At 41.2% G+C, this 12,935-nt stretch carries 14 protein-coding genes; 6 read left to right on the forward strand and 8 right to left on the reverse strand.

What is annotated here, in order from left to right:
- Positions 1–167: 167 nt before the first annotated feature.
- Positions 168–2,282: an EAL domain-containing protein gene (locus Q4519_RS10000; protein WP_303511905.1), complete on the forward strand. Its 2,115-nt coding sequence runs from the start codon at positions 168–170 to the stop codon at positions 2,280–2,282.
- Positions 2,283–2,314: 32 nt separating this feature from the next.
- On the opposite strand, the gene Q4519_RS10005 is transcribed toward Q4519_RS10000, so the two are convergent.
- Positions 2,315–2,911: a hypothetical protein gene (locus Q4519_RS10005; RefSeq protein ID WP_303511907.1), complete on the reverse strand. Its 597-nt coding sequence runs from the start codon at positions 2,909–2,911 to the stop codon at positions 2,315–2,317.
- Between the two features lie 200 nt (positions 2,912–3,111).
- Positions 3,112–3,423: a heat shock protein HspQ gene (gene hspQ / locus Q4519_RS10010; protein WP_232802612.1), complete on the reverse strand. Its 312-nt coding sequence runs from the start codon at positions 3,421–3,423 to the stop codon at positions 3,112–3,114.
- A gap of 136 nt (positions 3,424–3,559) precedes the next feature.
- Here hspQ and Q4519_RS10015 point away from each other — a divergent pair, with 136 nt between their 5' ends.
- Together Q4519_RS10015 and Q4519_RS10020 are read left to right on the forward strand one after the other, a co-directional pair.
- Entirely contained in the window at positions 3,560–4,330 is a 771-nt protein-coding gene (locus tag Q4519_RS10015; RefSeq protein WP_232802613.1) for a phosphatase PAP2 family protein, read from the forward strand.
- Positions 4,331–4,486: 156 nt separating this feature from the next.
- Positions 4,487–5,641 (forward strand): substrate-binding domain-containing protein, encoded by a 1,155-nt coding sequence (locus tag Q4519_RS10020; protein WP_303511909.1) that lies wholly within the window; start codon positions 4,487–4,489, stop codon positions 5,639–5,641.
- A 54-nt stretch (positions 5,642–5,695) separates the two neighbouring features.
- On the opposite strand, the gene Q4519_RS10025 is transcribed toward Q4519_RS10020, so the two are convergent.
- The 5 genes from Q4519_RS10025 to Q4519_RS10045 all read right to left on the reverse strand — a co-directional run bounded on the left by Q4519_RS10025 (position 5,696) and on the right by Q4519_RS10045 (position 8,712).
- The gene (locus Q4519_RS10025) at positions 5,696–6,076 is read right to left on the reverse strand and encodes a hypothetical protein (protein ID WP_303511911.1); all 381 of its coding nucleotides are present in this window, start codon (positions 6,074–6,076) and stop codon (positions 5,696–5,698) included.
- 253 nt (positions 6,077–6,329) lie between these two features.
- Positions 6,330–6,521 (reverse strand): hypothetical protein, encoded by a 192-nt coding sequence (locus Q4519_RS10030; RefSeq protein ID WP_232802616.1) that lies wholly within the window; start codon positions 6,519–6,521, stop codon positions 6,330–6,332.
- 12 nt (positions 6,522–6,533) lie between these two features.
- Positions 6,534–6,704, reverse strand: a complete 171-nt coding sequence (locus tag Q4519_RS10035; protein ID WP_232802617.1) for a DUF1328 domain-containing protein — start codon at positions 6,702–6,704, stop codon at positions 6,534–6,536.
- Positions 6,705–6,754: 50 nt separating this feature from the next.
- Positions 6,755–7,201 carry a PA2169 family four-helix-bundle protein gene (locus tag Q4519_RS10040; RefSeq protein WP_232802618.1) on the reverse strand — a complete coding sequence of 149 codons (447 nt, stop codon included), beginning with the start codon at positions 7,199–7,201 and terminating at the stop codon, positions 6,755–6,757.
- A 395-nt stretch (positions 7,202–7,596) separates the two neighbouring features.
- Positions 7,597–8,712, reverse strand: coding sequence for a mechanosensitive ion channel family protein (locus Q4519_RS10045; RefSeq protein ID WP_303511916.1), 1,116 nt, complete (start codon positions 8,710–8,712; stop codon positions 7,597–7,599).
- Between the two features lie 388 nt (positions 8,713–9,100).
- Here Q4519_RS10045 and Q4519_RS10050 point away from each other — a divergent pair, with 388 nt between their 5' ends.
- The 3 genes from Q4519_RS10050 to Q4519_RS10060 all read left to right on the forward strand — a co-directional run bounded on the left by Q4519_RS10050 (position 9,101) and on the right by Q4519_RS10060 (position 10,488).
- Entirely contained in the window at positions 9,101–9,664 is a 564-nt protein-coding gene (locus Q4519_RS10050; protein WP_303511918.1) for a BON domain-containing protein, read from the forward strand.
- A gap of 91 nt (positions 9,665–9,755) precedes the next feature.
- Complete coding sequence (locus Q4519_RS10055) at positions 9,756–10,079, forward strand: hypothetical protein (RefSeq protein WP_232802621.1); 324 nt, start codon at positions 9,756–9,758, stop codon at positions 10,077–10,079.
- Between the two features lies 1 nt (position 10,080).
- A complete protein-coding gene (locus Q4519_RS10060; protein ID WP_232802622.1) occupies positions 10,081–10,488 on the forward strand; it encodes a hypothetical protein in 408 nt (135 codons plus the stop codon).
- 443 nt (positions 10,489–10,931) lie between these two features.
- Here the strand turns inward: Q4519_RS10060 and Q4519_RS10065 are convergent, their stop codons facing one another.
- Entirely contained in the window at positions 10,932–12,887 is a 1,956-nt protein-coding gene (locus Q4519_RS10065; protein WP_303511920.1) for a response regulator, read from the reverse strand.
- Positions 12,888–12,935 lie beyond the last annotated feature (48 nt).

Consider the following 12,935-nt stretch of genomic DNA (forward strand, 5'->3'; position numbering starts at 1 on the left):
TCACATTTAACAACTTGTATGGAAACTAAATATAGACATAAATATTAAACAGCTAAAAAATATGCCTGCAAAATACACTGATGTAATCAGCGAAGCATTGAGTTTGCCCTGAAATAACCATCTTTCGGTATAAAAGATTAACTTACTCCTCATTCAAGGACATGGTGTTGTTAAAAAAAGACCTGCCATTACAAGCCAAATATAGCTTAACCTTACTCGGCTTAACAGGTGTTTTACTGTGCTTATTTATCTATATATTCTCTAATATCAGTAAAGATATTGCAGAGGAATTCAGTAGCAATGCACAAAATCAACTAAGTGACACACTCGTTAGCAAAGTGCGCGAGCAAGGGCAAATCACAAGCCAGTTACTCGTGGCTCAGCTCAGCCAAACCAATCAAATAAATCAACTATCTAGCCTACAAAATTTAGCTGAGCTTGTTGAAAAAAACCAATTAAGCTATGCATTTATCTATGATCAAACAGGACACTTAATTGGGCCTTATCAGCAACAAGAAAATTTATGGCCACATAACCTACCTAAATTACAGTATCAGTCAGAGCTGGTGACTAATGATATCGTCAACCTGTTCAGCCCCATCCCTAGCCCCAATAATGGTGGTCACACCATGCTAGTTATAGGTTTCCCGATAAGTACTGCCAAAGAAACCAGCTTACTACGCAATAATCTTGAGCGTAGTTTAAGTGATAGCTCACTGCAGTTTTTAATCCAAGCTATTAGCGGCACCTTGATCTTTACTCTACTCGCTCTCGCGGCCTGCTATATGATTACCAGTCATTTTATTCACCCGATTCGATTGCTAACCAGTCGCTCGCAACGTCTTGGCGAAGGAGATTTAGATGTCACCTTGGCACTTGAGCGCACTGATGAGTTAGGGAAGTTGTCGCAGTCATTGCAAAAAATGCGTAACAATTTAGTCGACAGCTACAATGAAATGTCACAATTGGCATGGTATGACCCCCTTACTGGCCTCTATAATCGTGAAGGCTGTTTCCATCATTCACGATTATTACTCGGTGAAAAAACAGGTGCTCAAGCTAGTTTAACCGTTATTAACTTAGACGGTTTCAAACGTATTAATGACACCATGGGCTATAAAGAAGGTGATGAAACCTTACGTGCTTTTGCCAAACGCCTCACACAACTAGTTAGAAAATATCAACAAACGGCTTTAATTGCGCGCGTATCTGGGGATGAATTTTTATTGGTTGTTGCACATGAACAAAGTGAAGCGATCAGTACACAAATTGCCAGTGAACTATTAGCCATGTCACAGCAAGCACTCAATACCAAACAAAGTGCTCACCAACTCACCATGAGTATTGGCATTTCGTCTCGGCCACGCGATGGAAATGAATTTGATAGTTTATTAAAAGCGGCTTCAATAGCGATGCACACCGCCAAATATGAAGGGAAAAACAAATATACTCATTTTATCGCTGGTGGTAATCAAAATGAGTGGCAACCTGAAACACTGAAAAAATCCCTGCAACTAGCCATTGATAAAGGGGAGCTCTATGTACTCTTCCAAGGCATTTTTGATCCCGACAATAGCATGGTGGGTGTGGAAGCCTTAGTGCGCTGGAATCACCAAAAACTGGGTCCAGTTTCACCAGCACAATTTATTCCAATAGCAGAACAGTTCCCGGTATTAATTGAAGATTTAACCTTATACGTACTAGAGCAAAGCTGTGCGGCGTTTGAAGAGCTGCTCACTAATGAGCAAGAAGGTTTTAAAATATCTATCAATGTCGCCGCATGTATGTTAAACAACCCCGAACTGGCTGAGCTACTGCTATTTAGCCTCAGTGAATACCACATCAAAGCTAGCCGTATCATCCTAGAAATCACTGAAACACAATTATTAACTGACATTGATTTTTGCTGCCAACAGCTGGCTAAACTCAAAGCGGCAGGCTTTACCTTGTGGATAGATGATTTTGGGACTGGCTATTCATCACTCAGCTACTTGCACAAGCTACCTGTTGACGGCCTGAAAATTGACCATAGCTTTATCGAACAACTAGACCAATCCAGTTCAGGCCAAGCATTCATAAAAGCCATTGTAGAGCTATCTAAAGCCCTAGCAGTTGAAACATTAGCAGAAGGGGTAGAAACGCAGGCGCAGCATGAATTATTAAAATCGTACGGTTGTCATTGGTTTCAGGGGTTCTACCTTCATAAACCAGCTTACCAAGCCAATGTGATGGCCTTTCACCAGCACTGTAAACCGAAAAAGTTACAGTGCGTGACGGTTTAACGTAACCTGCCTAAACACCACTCCAACGGATGTTATGGGCGACGATGTTTACACCGATGGCGCCACAAAAAAAACTGACACATAGCTAATAACAATAAACCAGTAATTAACAACAGCATAGTACTCGTATACAAATTATTGCTCGCATAAAGATAAGCCACACTAGGTTGGTCAGCCTGATAAGCCAATACCAAAGGTTGTCCTGCCATTTCAGCCAACCCCGTCGCAACATTTAATGCTGGACGACGCGCCTGCTCGGTTTGGTACTCTTCACTCGCTACTTGGTAAAGGTACACAATTTGATCACCTTGGCGTTGCCACTGATCGGCGGTAACTCGAGGCCAGGCTTGAATGTTCTCAGTTACCTTGTTTACTTCACCTAAATGCAAGAAACAGTAAATAGAAAGCGCAAATAAAGCGAGTCCCATAATTTGCCCAATGCGCAAACATGCGCGGTAAAATCGGCCTTTCAGTGTGGTATGGCTGATAGATTGCATCGCGCGAACGCGAAGTGAAGCATCAACGACCCCCAATTGATAAGTGTCGACCAAATACTTTTGTGCTTGTAACGGTTGCCCTTGCCCTAACAGGTCCAAAAAGGCGGGATCTTTTGTAATTTTATCGTCCATTTAATATATCCCTGTGGATAGCGCTAGGGTCTGTCGACCTTAGGCTCCTCTTCTTATAATGTGTACATTAACAGTAAGGTGACACGCCCCATGCTAATTTGAGCCGGATAGGGTACAACAAAATGCGGAAAGAAACAGGGAAGTGGCTAACAAAACAGCAATTTACATCCTAGCCACTACCCAGAGGGGGTTAGGTAACCCTAATGGATAGATTCATTTAGAAAATAACGCTCACCGTTAAAGTGAGTAAAAATAAGCGCTAGCATAGGATGCTCTATATGTTCATGATCGGTGCTAACTAACAGGTTGGACTCGGCAATATAAGCCAACTTATTAGAACCATCAACCATGACCAAATACCAAGGTTGTAGCATTTCTACCTGCGCGCTAATTAAATGTTGATATTGCTGTTCAGCTAAATTAAAAGTGGCATCAACACCATAAATCACGCCTCGATACCCATGTACTTGATGATCGACCAGCTGACCCATATGGAATTTACAATATGTCATTTTGCTTCTCCTTGCAGTTAGGCTCACCACAGCACTAGCCGCCTGCTGATTATGTTATTATTCTGGTTTGAGTCTCAACGCAACCCCGTTTACACTACCTCTCTTTTGTAAAATCACACCCGAAGTTGGAAATACCATGCGCTTTTCTGTTCTATTTAGTTTTAGTTTGCTTAGCCTCTCTTTGCTGAGCCATCTATTTCAATTTTCTTGGTTTGATTTTATTCCCCAACAAGAACTTATTGGTAATACATTAATTTCTTTAAGCTTTTTAGGATCTACACAAGGAATTTTTATTCCTCTCATTTTTTTATCAATTCACTATGCCAGCACCGCAAAGGAATGTTGGCGGGTGTTTTATTGTGCTTTTCCACTACTCACCATTGCCTTGTTACTCGGCTGGGGATTGCAATTTATTGCCGAGCAACCGAGACCGAATGTGGTCAATTTAGTTAATGCTGGCTTATTATCTGCTGAGTACTACCAACAGCCAATGGCAGAAAAACACGCCCTAATGTCAAATGCATTAGCCCAAGCCCATGGTGTGCCTGAATACGTTAAATCTGAATGGGTCATGGAGACCAGCTATGCGATGCCTTCTGCACATGCTATTGCTAGCATGACAATCGCACTCTACTTTGCCACCTTGTTCTTTTCACGCCAACAAACCCTCACTGGTTTCATTATTTTAGGCTGGGCGGCTGTGGCTATGTTCAGCCGCTTACTAATGGGTTTGCAACGACCGGAAGATATTTTAGTGGGCGCACTTATTGGTACTTTTGCGGCACAACTAGCCTTACTCAACCGCCGTCGAAAATTAAATCAAGATCGTGCTATCGCAGAACTTCGAGCCAAAAAGTTAGCCGAACAAGATCAAGCATCTAACGAGTCAAAAGCCGCAAACATTTAAACCATACTAAATACTTAAGCTTGGATTAGGTCAACAGCCGTTGACTTAATCAAGTAAAGTGCTGAACAGATCTCACTTATTTAAGCTTTAAGTTGTCAAAATAAAGTAAAGAATAATGTATCTTAATGTTATTGATTAACTTTTTTGACGAAGGGAATGATGTATATTTTAACTAAGCTTGCGTGGCGAACATTAGTAACAAATATTCTGTGTTCATTTTTTCTAATCTATAGCCCCATTCTCCTTGCCAGCCCTATCACTTTCACCCCACTTTCTACTTACTTAGAGCAGCACCCAGAGCAGCGTTTTATCAGCCAAAAGTTTGCCTCTATTGTTAGCTCTCCCAGTCAAAAAAGTCAGATAATACAACCTCGACCTCTACGCATATTTGTTATTTACCCTGGTAAACAAATTTCAGATTATTGGCGTCGTAGCATTGCTTCTTTCACAGCTCGTCTCAATGAGCTTAATATTCAATATGAGATAAAAACCCACTACACCCGCCCAAATATGGCGCAAGAGCAACAAGAGCGACTGATTAATAAAGCCGCTCGCTATCGCGCCGACTACATCATTTTTACCTTAGATACCGTGAAGCACAGTGAGCTCATCAGTCGCATTCTGAAAATTGGTATGAGTAAACTTATTCTGCAAAATATCACCACACCTGTGTTGCAATGGCAAGATACGCCACCATTTTTGTATGTGGGCTTTGATCATGCCAGAGGCAGTCAAACCCTAAGCCAATACTTTAAAGAGAAAACTCAGAGCCAAGGTGATTATGGCGTGGTGCTTTGGTCTCCCGGCGTCATCAGTGAGACACGTGGGCAAAGCTTTATTGATGATATAACGCAAACTTCATCCCTAAGAATGGTGCAAAGCTACTACACTCAAGCATCAAGACAGTCGGCCTACCGCAGTGCAATAAACATTCTCACACAGCATCCTCAGGTTAAATTTATTTACGCCTGCGCGACAGATTTAGCCCTAGGGGTGCTAGATGCCATCAGGGAAAAAGGGCTGGCAGATAAAGTCATGGTGAATGGTTGGGGCGGAGGAGAACAAGAACTCGCCGCGCTGCAACAAGGTAAATTAGACGTCACTATTATGCGGATGAATGATGACAATGGCGTAGCCATGGCCGAAGCGATTAAATTGGATATAGCGGGAAAATCGGCAATGGTACCACAAGTCTATTCAGGTGATTTTGCCTTGGTAACCAAAAAAACTAGTCAGCAGGAGTTAGATAAACTCAAAGCAATTGCGTTTCGCTACTCTGGGCAGCCTTCACAGCAGACTTTAACTTATTAACTACTTGCACAGGAGAAGTAACACCGACTAAGCAGTGGTGTTACTTGATATCAATTAAGCCGGACGAGCGTTCTCTCGCAACCAAGACACCGTCTCAGCGGAGATGTTAAAAGCATTATCACCAATCGGAATAATTAACTCGGTTTTGGGTGGCAATGTTTGCAGTAAATCGCCGCCTTGAACCTTACTAATATGTTGGCTTAGCTCTGCTACATCAGCCGCGAATTGCGAGATAACTAACGACTTAACGCCTTCATTAACATGAGATGGCGCGTAAGCAGGCGTATGGCTCTCGCCTTGTGCCGTTTTAATAGCATTTAATGGAATATAAAATGCCGTATTTAAGAAGACCGGCCAAAGGGAATTTTGATCCGTACTGCCTTGCTCTAGACCTTCAATCAATTTAATAAATTCGGTTTTTTCTCTGGTTGTCATCATCACATCCTTGTATGACTAAATTTCAGTTTTATATTGCACCATAAAGCAACAACAGAGAAGGCTTAAAACTTTGTAAACTTCACACCTAGGCAAGAAAATACTAAGAAAGGGCAAAAAATTGATGTTATTTACGAATTGAAGCAATCAAGGTAACAAGCCCCCGTACGAGTTATTGGCACAAGGGGCTTTGTATTTTAAAATTACAGGTTGTGAGTCAACAATGGACTTAAAGAGTCTGGCAGATGCAACCTTAACAGTCACTTTCTTGAGCATCAGCAGCTTGTTTAATATCCTCACAAGCATCTTCAAGTGCATTTCTACTATCAGTAACAACTTCGTCTATTTTCTCACCCGCTTCTTCTGCCGGACCTTCCGAACAACCAACTAAAGATAAGATAGCGACAACACCAAAAACTTTTGCAAGATTAATAATTGTATTCATGTGTTTCTCCATTTAACTTCGGGGTCTTTTGAACATAGGAACGATAAAAGACAAAACTAAAAATACGATAAAAACGAAAAACAATATTTTAGCTATTCCAGCTGCCGCACCAGCTATGCCGCCAAACCCCAATACACCGGCAATCAGTGCAAGAATTAGAAAAGTCAATGCCCAATGTAACATGTTACCTCCTCAAACTTAGTTAAGAAATCAGCTCAAAATTAGTTAAAAAGTTAAGCTGTCATTAATTGCAACTGCTTCATTTCATCATGACAATTTTGCATTCGTACTTGGATTTGCAATAGCTTACTTTTACAGTCTGCAGGTAGCATCTCTTGCAATGCCGCATCTACCTTTTCTAGCACTTTATCTTCAATTTCTTCTAACTGTGAAATATAAGTATGATCAGAGTCAGAGCTAACCAGTGCAATGATCTTGGTATAGGCTTCTCGCAGCTCAACGGACAGGGCTGAATCGGTCTCGACTTGACCATCGTCAATTAAAATGAATGTTTGTAAGTCAGAAATGGCAAGGGCTTTTTCTTGAATATTGCGTTCAAAAACACGAACAAGGTTACCATTTGAGGTTTTTTCTTTTGCTGCACTGTAAAATTCAATGCCACCATTCAACACTTTTACCAATTCTTTAATTGGGCCCATCTCATAATTTGAATTAGACATACTCTATCTCCTGTTCACTTATTTATGGTTTAAATTAAATGTAATCAGTTAATTACACCTGAACTAATGCAGAAGACATGCCAACTATAAAAGCAATTAATAAACAACCACTTAGGAAATAATAGCTACCACGTAAAACCTTCCACTCTGTAACAGTTACATGCCCAATGTAATTAGTACTCACCATCACTTATGAATAATTTGTAAACATTTCTTCCTAGAGAGGAGCAAAGAAAGCATATCTATAAAGTTGCACCACCTTAGACCAAATGGTGACCTTACTCCCCAGGTGAAGCTATTCGCCTAATAAATTAGCAAAGAACCGCAAAGCGGTTCATTAGGTACAAACCAGAGCGAAGGAGCACTGCTCAACCATGCCATGGCCAAATCCAAAGCTAAATAATGTTATTACCCTGTTCTGGATCTCGTGATTCATCGGCCTGTTCACGAATTTCATTTGCGTCACTGCTAGTATCATCCACATTACTTTGCTCGCGCTGCTCTATGACTGATGGCTTCGGATGATGCAATCTATTTTTTGCATTAGGTGCTGGAGGTTGGGCACTGGTTTCCATAGAGAAGATATCCCTGCCCTGGCTGTTAAGTAGCACTCGCTCGCGTGCATCATCAGGCATACTGATCTCATGATGCATAAATCCACTAACCAATTCCCGCATTAAGTGTGAGGAAACCTTCATCGCACTATGCTGTTCACTATTCACCCAAAAATAGATGCTGAAGTTGAGCGTTGCTGAGCCTAGATTATCAACCAACACTTGTGGGGCGGGATCGCTTAATACTGCAGGCTGATTTTTTATAATACTAACGGCAAGGCTTTGTGCGCGGCGAATATCATTATCGTACCCAATACCTAACATAAAATGCCCGCGCATCTTTGGATTAGCGGTTAGATTTTTAATCACATTCTTATAGACAGTAGCATTAGGTATTTGAATATGATTGCCATCAAAATCAACTAATGTTGTCGCACGCGCCGTTACTTTTTTTACTACTCCAAGGCGGCCATCCACTTCAATTACGTCATCAATCTTAAAAGGCCGTTGCACACTCAGTAACAGACTCGATATAAAGTTTTCGGCAATATCTTTGAACGCGAAGCCTAAGATTAACCCTAGCAGTCCAGTACCACTCATCACCGCAACAGCATATTGTGTTAGGCCAGCTAACTTTAGAAATAAATATACGCCAAACAATATAATTAAGATGCTAATGAATCGCCGAGTGACAACATATAACAAACGGCTCTCACTGATATAGCCCAACGGTTTAAGTAATAGGTAAGACAGTGGCTTAGCCAAAAAATAACTGCTTATTATTGCCACAACGCCAAGTAATAAAGCAGGTAGCATTTCTCCTGCAGCATGTAAAAACTCAACAACTTGAGCATTTACTCCCTGCATAGAAAACTGCCAGGGTTGTTCTAATGTCGGCGCGGAGGGAGTGGAGGTGGTGAGATCAGCCAGATGATTGTTGATAAGAAAGGTTTTCATAAATACGGGGTCCTAATGGTTGGATTGCATAGGCTTCAGGTAATGCAAAGAGAAGACCAACACCCTCTTCAAAAAATATTTTTACTTATTAAACAAAAACATAAAACAAATCATCTCCCTAATTAATACCAGGTTTCATCACATAGTACATTCAATACAAGAGATTGAGCCCATTCTTATTACTCGCCGTGTAGCAATGAGGTAAATCCGGTATTTATTACTTGAAAAAGTTACAGCACAACCTGTAAACCTTACAAAAATATATTCGCCACAACAAACAAAAAACAACAAGCGACTGATTTTAAAGGAAAATAATAATTGGCACGTGTTCTGCAATACCTTAGCTGTGACATCAACTTAATCGTTAAACTTAAAATGGAGAAATATTATGAAACGCACTCTTATTTCATTAGCTATGGTATCTGCACTTTCTGTTTCAACTGCACAAGCAAACAACGTTTGGGAAAAAGAAGCAAACGACGCCTGGATTGATGGCAAAGCTGAAGCGACACTTTTATTTAATCCAAATGTTAACTCTTTCGATATCAATACTGATGTAAAAAATGGTGTAGTGATACTGACAGGTCAAGTGGACCATAACGTTGATAAAAAACTTGCCCGAGAGCTAGTGCTTGGCATTGATGGCGTAAAAGAAGTCGATAACCAGATTACAGTGGTGGAAGGCATCGACCGTAAGGAGCTAGAAAAACAAAGAGGTATGGCTGAATCAAGCTTTACTGATGTCAAAATTGCTACGGTCATCAAAACTCGCCTACTGTTTGATACTGATATCAGTGGTACCGATATTGATGTGGACGTTAAAAATAACATCGTCACATTAACTGGTGAAGTGGATTCACAAGCAGAAAAAGATTTAGCCATTAGTATTTCTAAAAATGCAGAAGATGTGAAAGACGTAACGGCCAACTTAGATATAGTAAAAAGCTCTTAGAATCAAATTCATGACGCTCATTATGAGCGTCATTTCCGCTAACTCAAAAATTTTCCAGAAGTGAATACTTTTTTATTATTGAGGAGACACTATGCCTACCAAGAATACAAATAACGCAAAAACTGAATCACAACAAGCCAATAATCAGGCGCCGGCTCACCCAGTGGCAGACCAAGTCGCGGCATCACTACACAGCACTGTCGACTCGCTGCATGGTTCAGCGGCCTCAACAGAGGAGAGTTTAAGAGCAAAAAGTGGCCAATCCAGTGCAGCAATGAAAGCGCAAACACGCCTGCTACAACAAAAATGGAATAATTCACCAGTTAAAAAATACGCTTGTGAAAACCCAGTGAAAACAGTAGGTATCGCTTTCACTGCTGGCGCATTGTTAACCATGCTATTAAGGAATAAGTAAGATGCAAGAGTCACAGAGTTCGGGGTATAAAACTCAAGGCTCAGCAGAGCTGGGGGCGCAGCTAAACGCGCTCCCTGCGTTAGGTAGCCGCTTAATAGATAGTTACGCATGCTTACTTAACGCTGTATTTGCGTTAATAAAAGCCAAAGCAAAGGCTAACTTAAAAATGCTGATTGCTATCATCACCCTGATCGCCACTGCCGTATTTTTAACTTGTGCCGTATGGGTTGGCTTGCAAGTACTGATTGCTTTCTCGCTCATCAGCCTAGGGTTAAATGTATTTGCGGCTTCTGGCCTTGTGTTAGTCGCTAACTTGATCGCTATTTATTATCTATTATCCACCGCAAGTTGGTTGTTTGATATCACTTACGATGAGTTTATAGATGGATTTTTTAGTCAGATAAAATAGGATTTTTATGACACGCCTTGCCGATTTTATATATCAATCCGTAAATCAAGATGTCATGGTAAAAAAAGCCAAATATCAAGCCTGTGTGTTCGATAGCCATTTACACCAGAAAATCTTGAGCGCCCACTGTAAAAGCCTAGCGAGTTCACCCATCTTCGTTACCGGGGCAGCTATTACATCAATAATCATGTTACGCCACGGTAAGTTTTCAACATTAAGAAAAGTAGTCATGCTTAAACGATTAGCAGACAGTTTTATAAAACCGAGATAACCCGGATCTTGGGTTAATGAACGGTGTGCTTTCCTGCAAAAGCGCAATGTATGTGCTGCTATTCGCTTTATGCTTTCATTCCCAGACAAAGACATGTTGCTGTAAAACATACTTTATCTGGCTAAGATAGCCAGACACAGGCTGAGGCTAAATGATATCGAAAGCGGTTAAATTAAGTTAACAATGCGCTCAAATCCGACAATGAAACAGGCTTTAACAATACATGCGCTATCCCCAGCGACACTAACTGTTCTGGCTCTGGTTCATAACCACTGATAATAGCCAAATTTTGTTCCGAGTTTTGTGCCCTAATTTGCGTGGCGGCATCCAACCCTGAGCCATCAGGCAACATTAAGTCAAGGATCACTAAATCAAGGGCATCAACCTGGCTATAAAGGGCTAAACAAGATTGAATACTGGCCGCACAATAAACTTCGGCTCCCAATGACTTAAGTAGCATGCACATCAACTCACGAGCATCATCATCATCTTCTACTAATAGTATTTTTTTGCCTGACTTACCGGGTTGTTCATTATTGCTTGCTAACGAGCTGACACTGGCTTGCGGATGTAAAAAATGCGCTAAGCAAGCTTGTAATTGTGCGGTGTCTATCGGCTTAGTCAACACGCGATTAAATCCAAGTGCTTGTAAAGTCTCTTCACTGCCTTTTAGTGCGGCGGCTGTTAACGCCACAATTGGCAGCTCAAGCCCTTGATTTCTTGCTGCGACTACAACATCTCGTCCACCCATCACAGGCATGTGAAGGTCCATGAAAACCAAATCAAAATGATGCTGCTTACCTGTTAACAGAGCCAAACCTTGCTGACCGTCTGCCACACTGGTAACCGTCACGCCGGTAGCTGAAATAATATTACAAAGTAAAGTGCGTATTTCTGGAACATCTTCAACAACCAGCACTTGGCCATTAAGTTTCATTGGCCGTGATGCTTCTTTCTCTTGTCCCGCTAACGGTGGAGCAAGAATAAGTGGTACTAAGTTAGGTCGCTTTAAGCCCGTATCAATAGAGAAGGTGAAAGTACTACCAACACCTAAAACTGATTCTACTTTTAGCTCCCCACCTAGTAACTCGATTAACGAAGCGCTGATGGCCAAGCCCAAACCAGCGCCCTCTTCCGTGCGGGTCGTCACCTCCTGCACTTGTTCGAAAGGCTTAAAAATTCGCTTTAACTTATCCTTTGGTATACCGATCCCAGTGTCCACCACTGAAAAAAATAACAACCCCTTTTCGGCTTGCTGCTGATACCTTAAATCGACGGAGACCTGACCAGACTCGGTAAATTTTATCGCATTGTATATGGTGTTAATCAACACTTGCTTGAGTCGAGTTGAGTCAGAAAAAATTGATTCGGGCAGTCGCTCCTTGCTGTTAATCTTAAAGCTAAGACCTTTTTTAGCCGCAGCCATATTAAATAAACTTTGTAAATCTGCTAAAAAAGGCGATAGCAAAAAGGTATCTTTATTCAAAGATAAGCTATTTTCTCTGATTTTGGATAGATCGAGCACCTCATTAAGCAGCGCTAATAAGTGCTGACTATTACTATTAATAATTGATAACTCTGGCTTAATCGCATCGAGCTCGGCTCGACTGAGCAGTAAGTCGGTGTAACCAATAATAGAAGTTAATGGCGTCCGCAATTCATGGCTTAAGTGCGCTAAAAACCGATCTTTAGCACGGCTGTCTGACTCAATTCTCAAGCGCTCTAACCTTTCATTTTCCAACTCTTTGCGCGCAAGAGCGTAACGAATGGCACGGATAAAACGCACACTATTAATTTCCGATTTTACCAGAAAATCTTCAGCCCCCAACGCTAACGCTTTGGCATCAAGCACTTCGTCAACCTGCCCCGTTAGCATGATAAAAGGCGTGTCACAACCCATTGCTTTAGCTGCTTCTAGTACTGAAAGCCCAGTATGAGCGCCCAATTGGTAGTCAAGTAAACATAAGTCGAACGACTCTTGTTGCAATATCTCAATAATCGATTGGTAGTCACTTAACCATTTAATTTCAAATGTAAAATCTGGTATTTCTTGCAAATAATCCATGGCAAGAATGTAGTCATCTTCATCATCTTCAACCAGTAGTAACTTAACAATGCGATTATCCATTAACCTGCCTCGGCATAAAAAATAAATGTAACGTTGGCGTAGTTCACT

Source organism: Motilimonas sp. 1_MG-2023, assembly GCF_030547455.1.
GTDB lineage: Bacteria > Pseudomonadota > Gammaproteobacteria > Enterobacterales > CBDFNC01 > Motilimonas.

What these genes read in the sequence shown, in the direction of transcription:
- Q4519_RS10015 (WP_232802613.1), top strand. Translation starts at nt 3,560, where the DNA reads ATGCGCTTTTCTGTTCTATTTAGTTTTAGTTTGCTTAGCCTCTCTTTG.
- Q4519_RS10005 (WP_303511907.1), bottom strand. Translation starts at nt 2,911, where the DNA reads ATGGACGATAAAATTACAAAAGATCCCGCCTTTTTGGACCTGTTAGGG.
- Q4519_RS10040 (WP_232802618.1), bottom strand. Translation starts at nt 7,201, where the DNA reads ATGTCTAATTCAAATTATGAGATGGGCCCAATTAAAGAATTGGTAAAA.
- Q4519_RS10025 (WP_303511911.1), bottom strand. Translation starts at nt 6,076, where the DNA reads ATGACAACCAGAGAAAAAACCGAATTTATTAAATTGATTGAAGGTCTA.
- hspQ (WP_232802612.1), bottom strand. Translation starts at nt 3,423, where the DNA reads ATGACATATTGTAAATTCCATATGGGTCAGCTGGTCGATCATCAAGTA.
- Q4519_RS10065 (WP_303511920.1), bottom strand. Translation starts at nt 12,887, where the DNA reads ATGGATAATCGCATTGTTAAGTTACTACTGGTTGAAGATGATGAAGAT.
- Q4519_RS10045 (WP_303511916.1), bottom strand. Translation starts at nt 8,712, where the DNA reads ATGAAAACCTTTCTTATCAACAATCATCTGGCTGATCTCACCACCTCC.
- Q4519_RS10020 (WP_303511909.1), top strand. Translation starts at nt 4,487, where the DNA reads ATGATGTATATTTTAACTAAGCTTGCGTGGCGAACATTAGTAACAAAT.
- Q4519_RS10050 (WP_303511918.1), top strand. Translation starts at nt 9,101, where the DNA reads ATGAAACGCACTCTTATTTCATTAGCTATGGTATCTGCACTTTCTGTT.
- Q4519_RS10060 (WP_232802622.1), top strand. Translation starts at nt 10,081, where the DNA reads ATGCAAGAGTCACAGAGTTCGGGGTATAAAACTCAAGGCTCAGCAGAG.
- Q4519_RS10055 (WP_232802621.1), top strand. Translation starts at nt 9,756, where the DNA reads ATGCCTACCAAGAATACAAATAACGCAAAAACTGAATCACAACAAGCC.
- Q4519_RS10030 (WP_232802616.1), bottom strand. Translation starts at nt 6,521, where the DNA reads ATGAATACAATTATTAATCTTGCAAAAGTTTTTGGTGTTGTCGCTATC.
- Q4519_RS10035 (WP_232802617.1), bottom strand. Translation starts at nt 6,704, where the DNA reads ATGTTACATTGGGCATTGACTTTTCTAATTCTTGCACTGATTGCCGGT.